We start from the raw sequence: 19280 nt of genomic DNA on the forward strand, positions 1-19280 counted from the left end.
AGCCGGTATAGCCAAGACCGGCCATAACCGAAGGAGAGAGACTGATGAGCACTGCAACCATCGCCCGCGGACTGGAGGGAGTCCTTTTCACCGAAAGCGCCCTATGCTTTATTGATGGGCAGGCCGGCAAGCTGTACTACGGCGGTTATCCCATCCAGGAACTGGCCGAAAAGAGCACCTTCGAGGAAGTCTCCTTCCTACTGCTGCATAACCGCTTACCCAAGGCTGATGAACTCAAAGCCTTCAGCGATGCGTTGGTCGCCTTGCGGGCCTTGCCCGAGGAACTCATCCAGCGGATCCGGCAGTTTCCCAAAGGCGCCCACCCCATGTCCATGCTCCGCACTGCGGTGAGCGAGCTAGGGATGCTCGATGCCCGCGAGGACGACCTCACCCCCGAGGGCCTCTACCAGAAAAGCCTCTCGCTCATCGCCAAGTTTGCCGGCATCGTAGCCGCGATCAAGCGGGTGCGCGAGGGTAAGGAGCCCCTGGCCCCTCGCCCCGACCTCTCCCACGCCGCTAATTTCCTCTACATGGCGAGCGGTACCGAGCCGGCCCCCGAGCAGGCTCGGCTGATGGACGTGGCCCTGATCCTCCACGCCGAACACGGCTTCAACGCCTCCACCTTCACCGCCATCGCCGCGTACTCCACCCAGACCGATATCTACTCGGCCATCACCGCGGCGGTGGCCTCCCTCAAGGGACCGCGCCACGGCGGGGCCAACGAAGCGGTGATGAAGATGATCGAGGAGATCGGCCCGGTAGAAAACGCCCTGCCCTGGGTGCAGAAGGTCCTAGCCAACAAGGGCCGCATCATGGGCATGGGGCACCGGGTTTACAAGGTCTTCGACCCCCGCGCCGGAGTGCTGGAGAAATACGCCCGCCTGGTCGCCGAGAAACACGGCAAATCCAAGGAGTACCGCATCCTCAAGACCATCGAGGAGGAGGCCGGGAAGGTGTTGGGGCCGCGCGGTATCTACCCTAACGTAGACTTCTACTCCGGGGTGGTCTACAGCGACCTGGGCTTTAGCCTCGAGTTCTTCACCCCCATCTTCGCCGTGGCCCGCATCTCCGGCTGGGCCGGGCATATCCTCGAGTACACCCGCTTGGATAATCGCTTGCTGCGCCCGGACGCTCAGTATACGGGGGCGCTCGACCTGCCCTACGTGCCTATCGAACAGCGGTAGTCGGCTGATCAGAGGGGGCGGCGCTCGGCCGCCCCAAGCCACGGTTGCCTATGCTCCTGGAAGACTACGATTACCTGCTCCCTCCAGCGCTGATCGCCCAGTCTGGGGCCGAGCCGCGGGATTCTTCCCGCTTGATGGTAGTTCACCGCGGCACGGGTCAACTCGAGCACCGCATCTTTCGGGATATACCTGAGTACTTGCGGCCTGGCGATCTGCTGGTGCTGAACCAGAGCAAGGTCATCCCGGCCCGTACTTTTGCCGCCAATGCCCACGGCACGCCCATCGAGGTGTTGCTGGTACGGGAGCTCGAGCCGGATCTTTGGGAAGCCCTGCTCAAACCGGCCAAGCGGGCCAAGGGGTTGTTGCGCTTTGCGGGCGGGCTTACGGCGGAAGTGGTGAAGGTCGAGGAGGACGGAACCCGGGTCTTGCGCTTTACCGGGGGTCTATGGGAGCACTTGGAGCGCATCGGCCAAACCCCGCTGCCACCCTACATTCATGCTTCCGTAGACCCAGAGCGCTACCAGACCGTTTACGCCAAGACCCCCGGCTCGGTAGCGGCCCCCACCGCGGGGCTTCACTTCACGCCGGAACTCCTCGAGCGGATTCGCGGGATGGGCGTGGAGGTGCGCTTTGTCACCCTCCACGTGGGCCCCGGAACCTTCAAGCCGGTAAAAGAAGATCCGGAACGGCACGTAATGCACCTCGAGCCCTACGAGATTTCCCCCGAGACCGCTCAAGCCGTCAACCGAGCCAAGGCGGAAGGGCGGCGGGTCATCGCGGTGGGGACGACGGTGGTGCGGACGCTCGAGAGCGCTTGGGAGGATTCTTCTGCCGGTGGCGGGGTGAAGGCGGGGGTGGGGGAGACCCGGCTTTTCATCCGCCCCGGCTTCGAGTTCAAGGCGACCGACGCGCTCATCACCAACTTTCACCTGCCCAGATCCACCCTGCTCATGCTGGTCTCGGCCTTCGCCGGCCACGACCTGACCATGAGGGCTTACCGCACGGCTGTCGAGGAGCGCTACCGCTTCTACAGCCTGGGGGATGCCATGCTGATATTGTAGAATTTCTGTGGGCGCTACACCGGCGCCTCGGCTCATTCTTCACATAAAACTTTAGCCACATCTTGTCAAGATTGCTGCTTTATTTCATTTAGATTTCATTTTTGTGCCCTAGCTTCAAAATTGAGAAACTAGGCGTTGGAGGTGCGAAAGGTGCTACGTATCTTCGCTGCGTTGGTGTGGTGCGTTGGGATGCTGGCCTCCGCTCAGCAAAACTATCGGGGACTGGCGCTGTACACTCCCTACCCCAGCCAGAGCGTGGGCACGGAGGAGAGTGTCACCTTGCCCATCACCGTCAAGGGCTTCGGTCTGAGCCCCCAGGTGGTGCAGGTCCAGGTGACCGAGGCTGCCCCAGGCTGGAAAGCCAGCCTGCTGGGGTCGGGGCGGGTGGTGAGCGCGGTATACGTTTTACCGGACGGGGAGCAGAGCCTTACCTTGCGCCTGGAGCCTCCTTCCAAGGTCAAGCCCGGCACTTACCGCTTCCGTTTGGTGGCCGCGGGGCAGAACACCCGGGCCGAGCTTCCCATCTCGCTTACGGTGGGACAGGTGCTGCCCCGCAGGCTTAGCCTCGAGACCGACTTGCCCGTACTCAAGGGGCCTCCTTCGGCCAGCTTCCGCTACCGGGTAACCCTCAAAAACGAGAGCGACCAGGATCTGTTGGTCAACCTCGAGGCCGACGCCCCCAAGGGCTTCCAGGTAAGCTTCACCCCCTCCATCGGCAGCCAGGAGGTGACTAGCCTGCCGGTCAAGGCCGGAGAGTCCAAGGACCTGGACGTGGCGGTGACGCTGCCCCAGGACGTGGAGGCCAAGCCCTACGCGGTCACCCTGCGGGCTTTGGCCGGGGAGACCAAGGCCGAGCTGGTGGTGAACCTCGACGTGACCGGTACGCCGCAGCTCAGCCTCAGTACCCCGGAAGGCAGGCTCTCCGGACGGGCCTACGCTGGGCAGGAGAACCCCGTCAAGCTGGTGGTGAAAAACACCGGTAGCGCCCCGGCGGAGGGGGTGAGCCTCTCCTCCAGCGAGCCCTCGGGCTGGGAGGTCAAGTTTGATCCAGAGAAGATCGACAGCATCGCTCCGGGGCAGGAGTCGCAGGTCACGGCCCGGATCAAACCCTCCCCCCGGGCCGTGGCGGGAGACTACATGGTGACCCTGCGGGCCTCGGCGGGGAGCGCCTCAGCTTCCGCCGACTACCGCGTCACCGTGCAGACTTCGACGTTGTGGGGCCTGGTGGGCATAGTCCTGGTGGCCCTGGCGGTAGTGGTGGTAGGGTTCGCGGTGTCTCGCTATGGCCGGCGGTGAGGCGGAGTGGGGGTATGGTCATTCAGACGCATGGGCTGAGCAAGCGCTACGGTCGGGTAGTGGCCGTACAGGACCTTGACCTCAACATCGAGGCGGGCGAGGTGTTTGGCCTGCTGGGCCCTAACGGCTCGGGCAAGACCACCACCATCCTGATGCTGTTGGGGTTGACCGAGCCCAGCGGGGGTTGGGCCCGGGTGTTGGGCTTTGATCCGGCGCGCGAACCGCTCTCGCTCAAGCGGCGGGTGGGGTATCTGCCCGACTCGGTGGGGTTTTACGGGGAACTCACCGCGTGGGAGAACCTGGCCTATACCGCCCGCCTCAACGCCATCCCCTCGCGCGAGGCGGAGGGGCGAATCGGGGCAGTATTGGAGCGCATGGGCCTCGGCGAGGCGGCGCACCGCCCGGTGGCGACCTTCTCGCGGGGGATGCGCCAGCGGCTAGGGCTGGCCGAGGTGCTGCTCAAAGAGCCTCAGGTGGTGATCCTGGACGAACCCACTCTGGGCCTCGACCCCGAGGCGGCCCAGGCTTTTTTAGGCATGATCCGCCAGCTCAAGGAGGAGGGCATCACCGTACTGCTCTCCTCCCACCTACTGCAGCAGGTGCAGGCGGTATGCGACCGGGTAGGGTTATTCCACCAGGGCAAGCTGGTGCTAGAGGGGAAGGTGAGCGAACTTGCCCAGCGGGTGTTGGGCGGGGCTTACCGCATTCACCTCGAGGTAGGGGCTGCGGATGGCCTAGCCGAGCGGCTACGGGCTTTGCCTGGGGTGAGCCGGGTGGAGCCCGACGGGGCCGGGCTGCGCCTGGAAGCCGCCCAGGATGTGCGGTCGCTGGTAGCCCGCACCGTGCTCGAGGCCGGAGGAGAGCTGCGCGCGTTGAGGCTGGAGATCCCCAGCCTGGACGAGGTCTATGCCCGCTATTTCCAGGAGGTGCGCCATGCTGCCTGAGGCCAAACAATCGCGCCGCTTTCGTGAGGGTTCGCCCTGGGCGGGAATGTGGGCGGTGTTCTTCAAAGAGATGGCCGACCACCTCTCGAGCGTGCGCATGCGGCTGCTCGAGGTGTTGATCTTCCTCTCGGCCATCGGCGCGGTGTACGCCAGCACCCAAACCCTGCGGCAGACGGTGGGCGAAGACCCTTTCTTGCTCCTCCAGGTATTCACCGCCGCGCAGGATCCGCTGCCTTCGTTCGTCACTTTTTTGAGCTTCTTCCTGCCGCTGGCGGCCATCGCGCTGGCCTTTGACGCGATCAACGGCGAATACAACCGCAACACCCTTTCGCGGGTGCTCGCGCAACCGATCTACCGCGACGCCTTGCTCTCGGGGAAGTTTTTGGCCGGCCTGGCCACCTTGGGGCTGGTGTTGCTGGCGCTGTTTTTGTTGGTAGTGGGGCTTAGCCTGCTGTTCTTAGGGGTGCCTCCGGGAGGGGAGGAGGTGGGGCGGGCGCTGCTGTTTTTGCTGGCTACGCTGGCCTACACCGGAGTCTGGCTAGGGGTGGCCCTGGTGTTCTCGGTGTTGTTTCGTAGCCCCGCCACCTCGGCGCTAGCGGCGATTGCGGTGTGGTTGTTCTTCGCCTTGTTTTGGGGGATCATCGCCCAGCTGCTGGCCCAGGCGATCGCCCCGGGGGATGCCCTCGATCCGGAAAGCGCGCTGCATCAAGCCCAGACCTTGGTGGCCGTCTCGCGCCTCTCGCCCAACACCCTCTATGCCGAGGCTTTGCAGGCCTTGCTCAACCCCGGGGTGCGCAGCCTGGGACCGGTGCTCTTCAGCCAGCTCGAGGGGGCGGTGTTGGGCACCCCGCTCTCGTTGGGGCAGAGCCTGCTGCTCGCCTGGCCGCAGCTCACCGGCCTGATCGCGCTGACCCTACTGCTGTTTGCTTTGGCCTACGTGCTGTTCCAGCGGCGAGAGGTGCGGGCCTGAAAAACGCCTAACCAGCGAGGGTCTCCTCGCTGGTTTTCGATTGGGGATGCCCTAGGCCTTGGCAGGTTCCCGCATCATGAAGCCCACGTAGCCCAACACTACTCCTATCACCAGGTGCAGGAAGTGGTCCGCCGTGTTGGTGTTGAGCAGGCTATTCATGAAGCCGGAAGCGATGAAACCCAGCACGGTCACCACCAGGTAGACGACGCCGAAGATCTGGTTGTAGCTCCTGGGCCAGCCGCTGTAGCTAGCCCAAAGGCCGAGCAACCCGCTCACCAGATGCACGATGTTGTGCAGGGCGTTGATCCCAAAGCCGAGAAGGCTGGAGCCGCTGAAGAAGCCCACCAGCCCTACCACCGTCAGCACCGCACCGACGATCCGTGCTGCTAAGGTTTGCGTGCCCATGATGGACCTCCTTTCTTCTGTCGTGCCCTTACTTTCTACCCAGGGCTCCTAGAGGACAAGCTTCCAGTGCACAATTGCGCCTTGCTCCTCGAGGGCGGCGACGGACATTTGACTAAGCGCTCATATATTGCTATGCTCTGCTTATAGATGAGCGGATGCTCATATATTGAGTTTCCTCTCTCAAGAAAGGAAGATTATGGCCACATACTCCTCCGAGATCTCTCCACCGGAGTATTGCTACCGGGTGGAGGGTATGGACTGCGCCGAGTGCGCCAGCAAAATCGAGACCGCGATCCGCAAGATCCCTGGGGCTAGCGATCCGCGAGCGGTGTTGGCCACCCAAACCCTAAGGTTTCGCCTGGATGAGTCGGTTACGCCGAGGGAGCGGGTCGAAGCCAGCCTTCGGTCGCTCGGCTACCAGCCAACCCTGCAAAGCGCCCCGGGGGAAGGGCAGGCTGCGGGGCTCGAGCGCGATCACGCGCCTCGGCCCTGGTACGCTACCCCCCAGGGGCGCGGGGTGCTCTTTACCGGGGCCCTGCTGGCGGCGGCCTTCGCCTTCGGCTTCCTCGAGCCCCGCCTCGCGCACTGGGGCTATGTCGCCGCCACGCTAGCCGGGGTCTGGTCGCTGGCCCTTAAAGCCTGGGCCGGGGTGAGGCTGGGCAATCCCTTTGGCATCAACACCCTGGTCACGGTGGCGGCCATAGGCGCACTCCTCATTGGCGAGGCAGCCGAGGCCGCGGTGGTGGTTTTTCTGTTCGCGGTGGGCGAGTTATTGGAAGGCATCGCCGCCGGAAGGGCGAGGGCGGGGATCAAGGCTCTGGCTGCGCTGGCCCCCAAGACCGCCTTTCTCCTCGAGGGGAACCGTACCCGCGAGGTCCCCGCCAGCAGCCTGCGAGTCGGGCAGGTGGTGCAGGTGCGCCCAGGTGGACGGGTTCCCGCCGACGGTACCATCCTGAGCGGGTTCTCGGCCCTGGACGACTCGCCGGTGACCGGAGAATCGGTGCCGGTGGGCAAAGGCCCCGGCGACAGCGTGTTCGCTGGCTCCATCAACACCGACGGGGTACTCACCGTACGGGTGGACAAGGACCCCTCCGACAACACCCTAGCCCGCATCATCCACCTCGTGGAGGAGGCCCAGGAAAGCAAAGCCCCCACCGCCCGCTTCGTCGACCGCTTCAGCCGCTACTATACCCCTGGGGTTCTGGCGGTCGCGGGCTTGGTCGCGGTGGTGCCCCCCCTGTTTTTGGGCGCAGCCTGGCACGAGTGGCTCTATAAGGGCTTGGCGCTGTTGCTCATCGGCTGCCCCTGCGCGTTGGTGCTCTCGGTGCCGGCGGCCATGGCTTCGGCCATCGCGGCGGGGGCGCGAAGGGGGCTTTTGCTCAAGGGTGGGGCCGTGCTGGAGACCCTCGCCCGGGTGCGCACCATCGCCTTTGACAAGACCGGCACCCTGACCGCCGGCAAGCCCCGGGTGACCGATGTGGTTACCCTGGAAGGCTCCGAGGCCGAACTGCTGGGCCTCGCTGCTGCGGTCGAACAAGGCTCCTCCCACCCTCTGGCTAAAGCCATCGTGGAGAAGGCCGAGGAGGTGGGGGCCACGGTGCCCCCTTCCGGCAACCAGCAGGCCATCCAGGGCAAGGGGGCGCAAGCCGTCGTGCAGGGCCGAACCCTGGTGGTCGGCTCGCCCAGGTACGCAGCCGAACTCGCTCCCCTGGCCACGGAGGTGGCCGGGCAGATCGAGGCCATGGAGCTTCAGGGCAAGACCGTGGTGCTGCTCTTGGACCCTCCCGCTTTGCTAGGTCTTATCGCCATTCGCGACGAGCTTCGTCCCGATGCGCGGGAGGCCTTGAGCCAACTCAAGCGGCTGGGCGTGGAAGGGGTGATGCTCACCGGGGATAACCCTCGCACAGGCCAAGCCCTGGCGGCAATGCTGGGCATCAAGGCGTATGCTGGGCTATCGCCGGAGGACAAGCTGCGCATAGTTACAGCGCTCGAGCGCAGGGGGCCGGTGGCGATGGCGGGGGATGGCATCAACGACGCCCCGGCCTTGGCCCAGGCCGATGTGGGCATCGCCATGGGCACCGCTACCGATGTGGCGCTTGAGACCGCCGACGCGGCGGTGCTACAGGGATCGGTACGGGGGGTGGTGGGGCTGGTGCAGCTCTCGCGGAGTGCCATGCGAATCGTCGCGCAGAACATCGCCCTCGCGCTGGGCTTGAAGGCGTTGTTCCTCGCCACCACGCTGCTGGGCCTCACCGGGCTGTGGCCCGCTGTCCTAGCCGACACCGGGGCCACTGCCTTGGTCACGCTAAACGCGCTACGGTTGTTGCGTTGGCGCTCCGGATCGTGAACTGCTCCCACCGCTGATGTGGCATACTCGAGCGTGGAGGTAATGATGCCGGTTTCCTCAGATCGGGGTGGCTGCGAGGAGCGGGGCATCCACCCTGAAGCCCTGGAGAAGGCCCGCCAGGCGGTGCCCGACGGGGTGCAGATGGCTCGAGCTAGCCGGTTGCTCAAGGCGGTGAGCGACCCCACCCGGCTGCGCATGCTGGCCGCGCTGGCCGCGACCGAGCTGTGCGTGTGCGACCTGGCCGCCCTCACCGGCATCAGCGAGTCGGCCGTGAGCCACCAGTTGAGGCTGTTACGGGAGGAGCGTTTGGTGACTTTTCGCAAGGAGGGGCGGATGGCCTACTATCGCCTGATGGACCACCACGTCACCGAACTCATCCGTAGCGCCCTCGAGCACGCGCGAGAACTGGATTGAGGGGCTGGTAAGTTGATTGGCCGCATGTCTTATGCGCCAAGCGCGGCTTACGTCGTACGCTGTAGGTCTTACGCTAAACGCGGGGGACCGGCGGGGCCGGTACACCCGGGGTAGATTCCCTGTCGGGACGGGCTACGCCCGTACACCCGGAGGTAGATTCCCTTTGGGACGGCGTACCGCCGTACACCTAGGGGACGATTCCCTGCGTTCGACGTACGACGTAGGACGTTTGACGTATGACGTACAACGTCGGATAGTCGCCAGGGCATTTAGTACTCTTCCAGCAGGTGCTCGAACTCCTGCTGGCCGCTCCGGATGGCCACAAGCCCTTCGCGGTAGAGCATGCACAGCAAGCTTGCCGTCTCTTCGGCGCTGGCTTTGACCTCCTGTCCAACCTGCTCGGCGGTGCGTTCCCCGTCGCAGGCTTTCAGGAAGAGGTTGGCTCGGATGGAAGCGGGCGGATGGTAGTTGTTACCCAGATGGGCCCGCTCCGGTACGATCAGCCGCAAACCCTGCACCGCGGCGGGCTCCAGCAGGCCTTTAGCCAGCAGGCTCCTTATCGCGGCCCGTCCTTCCGCCTGGCCTAACCCGGAAAGCTCCAGCGCACTGCCCAGGGAGCGCCGCCCGTTGAGCCAGCGCAGCAGGGACCACTCGGCCGCCTCGAGGTGGAGCGCGGCTTCGGAGCGGGCCAGCCGAAGCGGTTGGGACAGCGGCAGGGGAATTGGCTGTTCGGCGGCCTCCAGCAAGGCTTGGGCCACCGGGAGGGCGGCGGTAGGGGGGGGCAAGGGGGGGTGGCGGTAGAAGGCGTAGCGCTGATTCTGTAACCGCAGCAGGTAGCCAAGACCTTGCCGGATCTGCTGCCGTAGGGCTTCGACCAACCCCTCCGCACTCAGCAGACCTTCTAGCAACAACCGCCGGTGGAGGTCGGGGCTGTGGGGGTTGATCCGGGCTAACGCGCTGGGGTTGACCATCCCCAGGCGCACCAGGGTTTCGCCCAGGCTCTCGACCCCCTCTAAAGCCTCCATCAGCCCCGCGCGCAGGTGAATCCGCGCCCCCGAGGGGGAGAGCACCAGCACCCCGGCGGCTTTTTCCCCCGCCAGCCGAAGCAGCGCCGATTGGATCGAGAGCTCGTCCTGGTGCCCGGTGAGCAGGGGCTCGGTGCGCAGAAAGAGGCCCTTGGTCAACACCTTTCAAGGTAGCCGCGGCGCATCATTGCACCGTCAAACCACCGCCGGTGCAGGTGCACCCCGGAGCGGTGGCGCCCTTTGCTACCCTTAGGGGGGGTCAACCTTACCTTGGGCCCTAAGGACTGCATGGCACGAATGGATCCCGGCGTCTCCCGACCAGCGGCCCACCTGAGCCTTCCCTGCGAGGTTACCCACAGCATCTTCGTGGTGCGCACCGACCTGGAGGGCCGCATCACCTATGCCAACCGGGCCTACCTGAGCTATATGGGGTGGGAGCAGCCCCCGCTGGGGGCCGACGCGCTGGAGCAGGTGGAGCCCGATGAGCGGCCTCGCGTGTTGGAGGCCGTGCGCCAGGCCCTGAGCCGACCGGGGCAGCCGGTGTGGTTAGAGTTCGGAAAACCCCGTGCGGCTACCGCCTGGAGCCGCAGCCGGTGGGAGTTCGTGGTGGTATGCGACGCTTTGGGGCAGCCGGCGGAGGTGCAGTGTACGGGTTACGATATCTCCGACGCCTACCGCCAGGAGCGCTTTCGCGAGGAGGTGACCGCGCTGTTGGCGCGGGCCTTGCAACAGGAAACCTCCCCGGCGGCGCTGCTGCGCCGGGCCTTGGCGGCGGCGATGGGTACGGTTCCGGTGGCCCAGGCCGGTAGCGTAACCCTGAAGGGGCCCGATGGCCGTTTCCACTTTGTGGCCGCCCAGGGCTACGATCTGGCGGCGCTCTCTAAGGTGAGCCTGGATCCCTCCGAGCCGCTTTCCCTAAGCCGCCACATCCGCGCTCGGGTGTTCGGCCCCGCCGATCTGGCCAGCTTCAACGCCAGGCTGGATCCAAAGCGCAGGGAAATCCTCGAAACAGCGGGGTGCTCCAACCGCATCCAGGCCATGCTCTCGGTTCCGGTGGTGGTGGCAGGGGAGCCGCGGGCTTACCTCTACCTGGACCACTTCGAGCGCAGCGATGCCTTTGACGCGCTGGACATGCAGCACCTCGAGGCGTTGGCCTACTACGTAGCCTTGATGTTGCAGGAGAGCGATCTGCAACGGCAACTGCTCCACCTCCGCTACCACGATCCGCAGACCGGGCTGGCCAACCTGCGGCTTTTGCTGGAGCGGCTGGGGCGGCGCTTGGCCACAAGGCGGCGTCAGGATGCCACCCACCTGGCGCTGCTGGCCGTTCGCATCCCGGCCCTCGAGCGCCTGCAGGAGCTATACGGTCCGCTAGGGGGAATCACCGCCATACAGACCGCCGCTCGGCGCATCCTCGAGGCCATCCGCTCCGACGATCTCCTGGCCTGGGACTTGCGGCAGTTCTGGCTGCTCCTGGGTGGGCTGGCCCGCCCCGAGGATGTTTGGCCGATAGTGGAGCGATTGCGACAGGCCCTCTCCTCGCCGCTGCTCCCAGGGTGGGAAGGATATGCTTCTACCCCTATGCTGGGGGTAGCCCTGGCAGCTCCGGAGAGCAACCCGGAAGACTTGCTGCAACAGGCAGAGGCGGCGGTGAGCCAAGCCTCGAGGCCGGGAACGGTGGTCTTCTTCGATCCTGCCTTGCGGGAGGCGTTGCAAGAGGAGCGCTGGTTGAACGAGGCGTTGCGCCAGGCCATCTCCCTTCGTCGGCTGGTGCTGTATTTTCAGCCGGTGGTAGAACTCTCCAGCCGGCGCCTGCTGCACCTGGAGGCCCTGTTGCGCTGGCCCCATCCCGAGCGAGGGTTCATCCCTCCTGCCCTCTTTATCCCCTTGGCCGAGCGCCAGGGCTGGATGGGGGAGCTGGGGGATTGGGTCATCGCCGAAGCCGCCCGTAAGGCTGCCGGTTGGGGGATTCCCGTAGCGGTCAACCTATCCGCGTCGCAGCTCACCCCCGCCCTCCCTCAGGCCATCGCTGCACGCTGCCGGGAAGCGGGTATCGGACCGGAAGGGCTGATCCTGGAGATCACCGAGAGCCAGGCGCTCGAGCCCGCGGCGTTGGAGGTGCTACAGGCGCTGGCGGAGGAGGGGTATGCGCTGCACCTCGATGATTTTGGTTCCGGCTACTCCTCGCTGGAACAGATCACTCGCTTGCCCATCCGGGCAGTTAAGCTGGGCCAGGGTTTTTTGAGCAGCCTAGGAAAAGATCCCCGCCCGGAGTCTCCTCCCGCTCGGGTGCTGACCGCGGTGAAGGGCATGGGGGAGGGGTTAGGCTTGGAGGTGATCGTGGAGGGGATCGAGACCAAAGCCCAGCATCGCTATTTGCTAGCGCAGGGCTTCCGTTTCGGTCAGGGGTACTTGCTGGGTCGTCCGGTGGAGGCCCGGTTTATAGCCAGGCGGCTCAGACAAAGAGGCTGAGAAGGGACCCCCCTATACCAAGCCGTGGGGCCGGTCGTAGACTGGTGCAAAGCACCATGCGGACGCTTTGGATCCTGTTGGGGTCGCTCGGGGGGCTCGCCGGAACTTATCTGCTTCACCTTGGCGAGGGGTACCGGTTTCCCTGGCTGTTGATCGCCGTAGCTACCCTAGCCTCGCTCTTCGGCCTGGCCTGGGGGCTGCTGGGAGCAGCCGCAGCCTGGGGGTTGGAGGGGCTGCTCCCGGGGGGCCATCCGGGGTATGCCGCGCCGGTCCTATTGGCTGCGGTGTTGCTCGCCGACTTTGGGGGCAAGGAACTGCGCCGCGCGTACCAGCGGCAAAGGGAGACCGCGGCTCAGCTGACGCTGCTGGTAGCGGCGCTGGAGGAGCTCTCCGGCCTCACCAGCCAAGAGGCCATTCTGCGGGCCTTGCCGGGGTTGCTGGGGCGCTATGACCAGGGGCACGTGGCGGTATGGCAACCTCAGCCGGGTGGGCTGCGCCTGGTATGGGTAGAAGGCCTCGATGATCAGCCTCCGCTCTGGGTTCCTGACAGCGGGGTGATGGGGCGCTGTGTGCGCGAAGGCCGGGCGGTATACGTCCCGGATGTGCGCCAAGACTCCACCTACATCGCTGCTCCCCAGCGCGGTCTCCGAAGCGAACTGGCCTTGCCGCTCAAAGAGCGCGGCCAGGTGGTGGCGGTGCTCAACCTCGAGCGCAGCCGCCCCTTTGGTCGGCACGAGCTAGAGGGGCTCGAGCGCTTCGCCCGTGCGGTGAGCTTGCAGCTTAGCCAGCTCTCCGAGCGGGCCGAGCTGCAATTTTTGAACCAGCTTTCGGCTTCGTTGGACTCGGCCAGTACCCCCTCTGGAGTAGCCGAGCGGGCCTTGGCCTTGCTAGCCCAGGCGCTGGGGGTGGATCAGGGCAGGTTGTGGATGCAGCAAGGTAGCCGGATGGTGGCGGTGGCGGGGTTTGGCGGGGTGGATGAGGCAGAGGAGATCCCTTACGGCCAGGGGTTGGTGTGGCAGGTCTACGCCACCGGTCGGCCTATCTACGCGCAAAACTACGGCGATGTCCCCCAGGCGCTACCCCGCTTTCGCGAGGCTATCGGAGGGGTGGTGGTGCACCCGGTCTTGCTGCCTAACCAAGAGCGCCCACGTCTGGTGCTTTCCCTCTACCAGGGTTCCCCTCGGCGTTGGCGGGAGAGCGAGCAGGACTTGTTGGCGGCGGCCTGCCGTACCCTGGGCCTGGCCTTGGAGGGGGTGTTGGCTGCACAACAGCGCGACGTGCTCATCTCCTTGGCGCGCGAGGCGGTGGAGATCCCCGCGGAAGCGGTGTACGAGAGGCTGCTGCGGGCAGCGGTGCACATGGTGCCGGGGGCGGAAGCCGGCAGCTTGGTGGTGCGGGAGGGATCGAGGTTTTGCTACAAGGCCCTTCTGGGCTACGAGGAGGGGCTGAGGGGCCAGTCCTTCAGCGAGGCCGAGGAGCTTCGCTGGTATGCCGGGGCGGCTGACGACTGGCGAAGGGGCGAGCCGCGTATCCTCTCCAGGCTTTCCACCGATTTCACCCGCCTCAAGGGTGAAGCTCTGGGGGCGGCGGGGCGGGTCGAGGAGATCGCAGCCAACCTGGCCTTACCCGTGGCCCACCGCGGAGAAGTGCTGGCGGTGTTGTACCTCGATAACTTGCACGACCCTGCGGCCTTCGGTGAGGACTCCCTGTACGCGGCCCGGTTTTTCGCCGCTCCCATCGCGGCTTTGCTGCACGGGGTACGCTACCGGGAGCTTTTGGAACAGGCCGCCACCACCGACCCGCTGACCGGGCTGGCCAACCGGCGGGCCTTTGATCAGCGCCTGGAAGAGGAGTTCGGGCGCGCAGAGCGTTACGGCCAGCCGCTTTCCCTGCTGGTGATGGACCTCTCCGGCTTCAAGCAGGTCAACGACCGCCTGGGGCACGCCAAGGGCGATGAGGCGCTGGTGGAGGTGGCCCGGGTGCTGAGGGCCAACCAGCGCGATGGCGATACCCTGTTTCGCTGGGGTGGGGACGAATTTGCGGCCCTATTGCCCCACACCGAGCTGAGCGGCGCGGTAAAAGCGGCCCAGCGCTATGCGGAGTCCATCCGGCGGATTTGTCTCGAGGGCCTCGCCCTCGGGGTAAACATCGGGGTAGCTACCTATCCGGGCGATGCGGATGATCCCGAGGCGCTGCTGCGGGAGGCCGATGAGCGGATGTACCGGGCCAAGCGCTGCGGGGTGTCAGTGCTGGAGGCTTAGGGGATGGGCATTTTTTACAGCGCGGATGAGCCAGCCTGGGTAAGATTCTATTGATGAATCCGCCCGACCCCGGCTCGGAGAAGCCCCCTTCCTTTCCCAGAGGTCAGAGGGAGGAAGTGGCGCTGCTGCTGGAGTTGAGCCGGATCTTGGCGGTCCAGCTGGAGCTACCCCAGATCTACCGCCAAGCCGTGGAGGCTGTGGCGCGCACCTTCGGCTACGCCTTGGTTTCGCTGTACACGGTGGAGGGGGCGGAGCTGGTGCTGCAGCACCAGGTGGGGTACAGCCGGTTCATCGAGCGTATCGCCCTGGGGGAAGGAACCATGTCCCGTGCGGTGAGCAGTGGCCAGACCGTGTTTATCCCCGAGGCTGCGCGCGAGCCGGATTTCCTCTACGCCCTCCCGGGAATTACCTCAATGGTGGCGGTGCCGATCTATGCCCGAGGCCAGGTGCGCGCGGTGCTATGTGTGGAGAGCATAGGTTTCTCGCTCTGCGAAGGGGATTGCCGCCTGCTCGAGGGGGTGGCCTTGCAGGTGGGTGGGGCGGTGGAGCGGGGGTTGCTGGCTGCTGCGCTGCTGGAAGGGGAGCGGCTGTACCGTGCCCTGGTAGAGACCATGCCCGCGGCGCTGGTGCTGTTCGACGAGAAGCGCTTCGTCTACGCCAACCCCCGGGCGTTAGAACTCCTCGGGGTATGTTCTTTGGAAGGGTTGCAGCAGCGGAGCCTGGCCGACTTTAGCCACCCGGAGGCCCCCTTGAGCCTCGAGCGCTACCTCCGGGTGCTGCAAGGAGAAGCCATAGAACGCGCCGAGGACCGGCTAAACAACCTGCGGGGGGAGGTGATTGACTTCGAGGTGAGCGCGTACCCCGTAGAGCTAGATGGGAGGGTTCTGGGGCTGGCCATGGGGCAGGACATCACCCAGCGCAAGCGGGCCGAGGCCGCCCTCAGGCGCAGCGAGAACCTGCTGCGTACCCTGATGCAGCATAGCCGTGAGGTGGTGCAGATCCTTGACCCCCAGGGAAACTTGCTCTACACCTCGACAAACGCCGCGGTGCTGGGGTTTGGCACTTCGCAAAGCCTCCTCAGCTGGGTGGTTCCCGAGCATCGGGACAAGGCCGGCCACCTGTTCGCGGAGGCCTTGGGCCGTACTGAAGGGGTGGGACCGGCGATCTTGCCCCTGCAAAACCCCTCTTCCCCGGAGGAATGGGCGTGGTTCGAGGTCTCCTGGGAGAACCGGTTGGCCGATCCCGACATCGGAGGGATCGTGCTGCGGGCGCGGGATGTTAGCGAGCAAAGGGCTTACCAGGCCACCATTCAACATCTGGCTTACCACGACGAACTCACCGGTCTGCCCAACCGCCGCAGCTTCCACGAGCAGGCCGCGGCAATACTGCGTCGCGCGGCATCGGAGGGGAGTGGGTGTGCGCTACTTTACCTGGACTTAGACCAATTCAAGGGCATCAACGATTCATTGGGGCACGCCGCGGGGGATAAGCTCTTGTTGCAGGTGGCTCGTCGGCTGGAGCGGTGCGTACGGGAGGGGGATCTGCTGGCTCGGCTGGGTGGCGATGAGATGGCCATTATGGCAAAAGGAGTTGGCGAGGCCGGTGCTCAAGCCCTGGCTGGGCGGGTGCGCAGCGCCTTCGCCGAGCCCTTTTCGCTGAGCGGGTTGCAGGTGGTGGTGACCGTCAGTATCGGCATAGCCCTGTTTCCTCAGCATGGGGCGGACCTGGACGGGCTGATGCGGGCGGCCGATCTCGCCATGTACGCCTCCAAGGAGGGGCGGGACCGGTGGACGGTGTATCAGCCGCGCTTCTATCGCGCATCGCGGCGTCAGCTCGAGCTGCTGCAAGACCTGCGCAAAGCCTTGCGGGAGGACGCCCTCAAGCTGGTGTATCAGCCAATCCTGCCCCTGCGACAGGAGCTGGCGCCAAAGGCCGAGGCGTTGTTGCGCTGGGTTCACCCTGCGCGCGGTCTTATCCCTCCGACGGAGTTTATCCCTCTGGCCGAGGTCCACGGTCTGGCCTCGGCCCTGGACACGTGGGTGCTCAGGCAGGCGCTACGGGAGGGGCCCTCGAAATCGTTTCAGATAGGCGTCAACCTTTCGGCCATAACCCTGCTAAACCCCCGCCTGGTCCGGTGGCTGAACCGCGCGCTGCGTTCGGCCAAGCTAGATCCCAGCAGCTTGTACCTCGAGGTGACCGAGACCAGCTTGCTGCGCGACTTTGCCTCCGCCCGGGCCAACCTCGAGGCGGTGCGCCAGCTAGAGGTACAGGTGGCCTTGGACGACTTTGGCGTAGGGCACACCACCCTGGCTTACCTTAGCCGCCTGCCGGTGGATCTGGTCAAGGTGGACCGCAGCTTTACCGCAGGCATCGGTAACCCTTCGGGAGAGGCGCTCTTGGCGGGCATTCTATCCCTGGCAAAGGGGCTGGGGATGTCTACGGTGGTCGAGGGGGTGGAGACCCCCCCTCAGCTCGACTGGCTGCGGGCTAACGGTTGCGACTACGTGCAGGGCTACTTTATAGCCAAGCCCGGCGGGCGGGAGGAGTTAGCCTGAGAGGTGGAGCAGCCAGCGCGCCATGCTCAAATAGATCACTAGCCCGGTGATGTCGCTTAGGGTAGCGATGAGCGGGTTGGAGATGAGGGCGGGGTCGAGGCCGACTTTTTTGATCCCGATGGGCAGCAGCGCGCCAAGGATGTTGGTCGCGGTCATCAGCACCGCCAGCGAGGCCGCCACCACCAACAAGATTTCCCCGTGGCCGTCTATCCATACCTTGATGGAAAGCAAAGCCGCCAGGGTGATGCCCAGCAGGGCTCCTACCGAGAATTCCTTGAGCAGAATCCGCCACCAATCCCGGCCCCGGATGTCTCCGGTGGCGAGCGCTCGTACGATGAGTGTGCTGGATTGGTTGCCGGTGTTGCCACCAGCGCCGAGCAGGATAGTGATGTAAAAGGTCAGGGCGGTCACCGCCTGGAGAGTTTTTTGAAAACCTTCCAATATGCTGCTGGAGAACATCGCCCCCACGATCAGGATCACCAGCCAGCGCACCCTAGCGCTCCACAAGTCCCATACGCTGCTGCGGCTGTACACCAGCTCGGGCGACTCCACCGCCCCCAGGCGGTATATGTCCTCCGTGGCTTCCTCTTGGATCACGTCCACCACGTCGTCAATGGTGATGATCCCGGAGAGTACTCCTTCCTCGTCCACCACCGGCAGCACCGTGAAGTTGTAGTCGGCCATGAGCCGGGCTACTTCCTCTTGGTCGGTATCGGTGCGCACCCGTACCACGTCGGGGTTCATGATCTCGCGGACTTTGGTCTTGGGATCGGCTACGATCAGATCGCGCAAGGAGAGCACCCCCTCGAGCCGATTCGCCGCGTCTACCACGTAGAGGTAGTAGACCTGTTCGGCGTCGGGGGCCGCCCGGCGCAGGAAGCGAAAAACCTCGTCCACCGTCATCGAATCGCGCAGGGCGATGTACTCCGGGGTCATCAGCCCCCCGGCTTCGTCCTCTTCGTACTCGGAGAGCTCCTCCACCTCGGCCCGCGTCTCGGGGTCCAGCTGCTCGAGCAGGGCCTCGGCCTGCTGGGGGTTCTCCTCCTCAACAGCTTGAAGGGCATCGGTCAGGTCATCGAGAGAGAGCTCGCCCAGCAGCTCTTTGACCCGCCAAGGCGGTAAGGCCTCCAACAACTCGGTCTGCTCGCCTTCCTCGAGGTGGCTGAAAACCTCGGCGGCCTCCTCAGGGGGCAGCAGGGTCAGCACGGTAAAGCGCTGCTCTCGGGAGAGCTCGTCCCAGTGCTCCAGGAGCTCCTGCGGGTAGAGCTCGCCTAGGGCTTGCTGCACCTGTTGCGCATCGCCCCCGGCCAAAGCTTGCCGCAAAGCCTGCCATCCGGCCTGTACATCCATCTCCGGCATGTTTCCCCCTTTCCGCGTAAGACAGCGTGGTTCGCTGCGGGAGAAAGCATCCGTGGCCTTCTGCGAATTGTCAGAGGGGAGCTATTCGGTGCCTGAGTGAGGCACCGTCTCACTCTGACGACTCGAACTGGAATCTTCCACGGTACCTCCTCGGCAAAGACAACCCGGCTAGACCTGTTCTAGCGGGTGGCAAAAAAGCCTCTGTTAGATTAGCACCGGGGAGTTTTCCTAAGCAAGCTTTTTATTGGCTGCGGATCAGCAGCGCTTGGAGCTTCTCGAGATGGGCGGTTTCGTCTGCGATTAGGGACTGGGCCAGCGCCGCAATCTTTGGGTTTCGGGAACGGGCCTCCACCATCTTGGCCATATTGACGGTGGAAAAATGGTTGGTGAGCATCAGGTTGGCGAACACCGAATGGACGTTTTCGCTCTTTTGGCTTTCCCGAAGGTTTACCCAGTCTTTATACATCTCGCGCTTCATCGTGGCCTCGGCGCTGGGCTCGAGGCCCCCTAGCTGCTGGAGGAGGGCTTTCCATTCGTTGATGCGCTCTTTTCGCTCCTTGATGAGGGCCTGCACCCAGCTTCGCATCTGGGGGTCTTGCGCTTGGGGCAGGTAAGCTTCGGCCATGTCTAGCATTCCCTGGTAGTGGGGAATCAGCATGGAGACCAGCACCCGGTCAAAGTTGCGGCTGGGGGATCTGTTCAGCACCTCCCAGATGTCAGAGCCACTGAAGCCGCACCCCAAGGCCGATCCAATGAGAACCACCAACCCCGCCAGCTTGCGCATCGCTCCAACCTCCGGGGGCCACCCCGAGCCCATTGTGGTCCTCGAGGGTCGGTTATAGCAAGCCATGCCGACCCAAGTTGATATTGACACGCTCAAGGTCTTGCTGCTACCCTGGCGGTCGGCCTTGAAGAAGTGGGCCGGAAATCACACAAAAAGCTTGAGTGATTTCTTGAGGCCACGCAGGCGGGTCCGGGCTTTTGAAG

14 protein-coding genes are annotated in these 19280 nt (G+C 64.8%); 10 read left to right on the forward strand and 4 right to left on the reverse strand.

The genetic code is table 11. The features are described from left to right. Positions 1-44 precede the first annotated feature (44 nt). From DNA98_RS04155 to DNA98_RS04175, 5 genes are all read left to right on the forward strand, one after another. Positions 45-1184, forward strand: a complete 1140-nt coding sequence (locus DNA98_RS04155; protein ID WP_110526166.1) for a citrate synthase/methylcitrate synthase — start codon at positions 45-47, stop codon at positions 1182-1184. Between the two features lie 50 nt (positions 1185-1234). Further along, positions 1235-2245, forward strand: a complete 1011-nt coding sequence (gene queA, locus DNA98_RS04160) for a tRNA preQ1(34) S-adenosylmethionine ribosyltransferase-isomerase QueA (protein WP_110526169.1) — start codon at positions 1235-1237, stop codon at positions 2243-2245. Between the two features lie 150 nt (positions 2246-2395). Continuing rightward, on the forward strand, positions 2396-3541 hold the full coding sequence (locus DNA98_RS04165) for an NEW3 domain-containing protein (RefSeq protein ID WP_370444430.1): 1146 nt from the start codon (positions 2396-2398) through the stop codon (positions 3539-3541). 14 nt (positions 3542-3555) lie between these two features. Then, positions 3556-4485, forward strand: a complete 930-nt coding sequence (locus DNA98_RS04170) for an ABC transporter ATP-binding protein (protein WP_110526172.1) — start codon at positions 3556-3558, stop codon at positions 4483-4485. Further along, positions 4475-5455: an ABC transporter permease gene (locus tag DNA98_RS04175; protein WP_110526175.1), complete on the forward strand. Its 981-nt coding sequence runs from the start codon at positions 4475-4477 to the stop codon at positions 5453-5455. Before DNA98_RS04170 ends, DNA98_RS04175 begins: the two co-directional genes overlap by 11 nt. A 51-nt stretch (positions 5456-5506) precedes the next feature. Here the strand turns inward: DNA98_RS04175 and DNA98_RS04180 are convergent, their stop codons facing one another. After that, complete coding sequence (locus DNA98_RS04180) at positions 5507-5860, reverse strand: DUF4383 domain-containing protein (RefSeq protein WP_110526178.1); 354 nt, start codon at positions 5858-5860, stop codon at positions 5507-5509. 196 nt (positions 5861-6056) lie between these two features. On the opposite strand from DNA98_RS04180, the gene DNA98_RS04185 reads away from it, so the two are divergent. After that, positions 6057-8207, forward strand: coding sequence for a heavy metal translocating P-type ATPase (locus DNA98_RS04185; RefSeq protein ID WP_110526181.1), 2151 nt, complete (start codon positions 6057-6059; stop codon positions 8205-8207). Between the two features lie 45 nt (positions 8208-8252). Further along, on the forward strand, positions 8253-8621 hold the full coding sequence (locus tag DNA98_RS04190) for a helix-turn-helix transcriptional regulator (protein ID WP_110526966.1): 369 nt from the start codon (positions 8253-8255) through the stop codon (positions 8619-8621). Between the two features lie 269 nt (positions 8622-8890). Here DNA98_RS04190 and DNA98_RS04195 read toward each other — a convergent pair whose 3' ends face one another. Continuing rightward, a complete protein-coding gene (locus DNA98_RS04195; RefSeq protein WP_146237981.1) occupies positions 8891-9805 on the reverse strand; it encodes a DUF4388 domain-containing protein in 915 nt (304 codons plus the stop codon). Positions 9806-9934: 129 nt separating this feature from the next. On the opposite strand from DNA98_RS04195, the gene DNA98_RS04200 reads away from it, so the two are divergent. From DNA98_RS04200 to DNA98_RS18390, 3 genes are read left to right on the forward strand one after another with little or no spacing between them, the layout of a single operon-like run. Then, the gene (locus tag DNA98_RS04200; protein WP_233493072.1) at positions 9935-12118 is read left to right on the forward strand and encodes an EAL domain-containing protein; all 2184 of its coding nucleotides are present in this window, start codon (positions 9935-9937) and stop codon (positions 12116-12118) included. Positions 12119-12174: 56 nt separating this feature from the next. Continuing rightward, on the forward strand, positions 12175-14379 hold the full coding sequence (locus DNA98_RS04205) for a diguanylate cyclase (RefSeq protein WP_110526969.1): 2205 nt from the start codon (positions 12175-12177) through the stop codon (positions 14377-14379). A gap of 53 nt (positions 14380-14432) precedes the next feature. Beyond that, positions 14433-16934 carry an EAL domain-containing protein gene (locus tag DNA98_RS18390; RefSeq protein WP_110526190.1) on the forward strand — a complete coding sequence of 834 codons (2502 nt, stop codon included), beginning with the start codon at positions 14433-14435 and terminating at the stop codon, positions 16932-16934. On the opposite strand, the gene mgtE is transcribed toward DNA98_RS18390, so the two are convergent. Both mgtE and DNA98_RS04220 read right to left on the reverse strand, forming a co-directional pair. Beyond that, entirely contained in the window at positions 16926-18293 is a 1368-nt protein-coding gene (gene mgtE, locus DNA98_RS04215) for a magnesium transporter (protein ID WP_110526193.1), read from the reverse strand. The two genes, DNA98_RS18390 and mgtE, sit on opposite strands and share 9 nt — an antisense overlap. Positions 18294-18534: 241 nt before the next feature. Next, positions 18535-19077: a DUF305 domain-containing protein gene (locus DNA98_RS04220; RefSeq protein WP_158531600.1), complete on the reverse strand. Its 543-nt coding sequence runs from the start codon at positions 19075-19077 to the stop codon at positions 18535-18537. Between the last annotated feature and the right edge of the window lie 203 nt (positions 19078-19280).

This window comes from Meiothermus sp. Pnk-1 (genome assembly GCF_003226535.1).
Lineage (GTDB): Bacteria > Deinococcota > Deinococci > Deinococcales > Thermaceae > Allomeiothermus.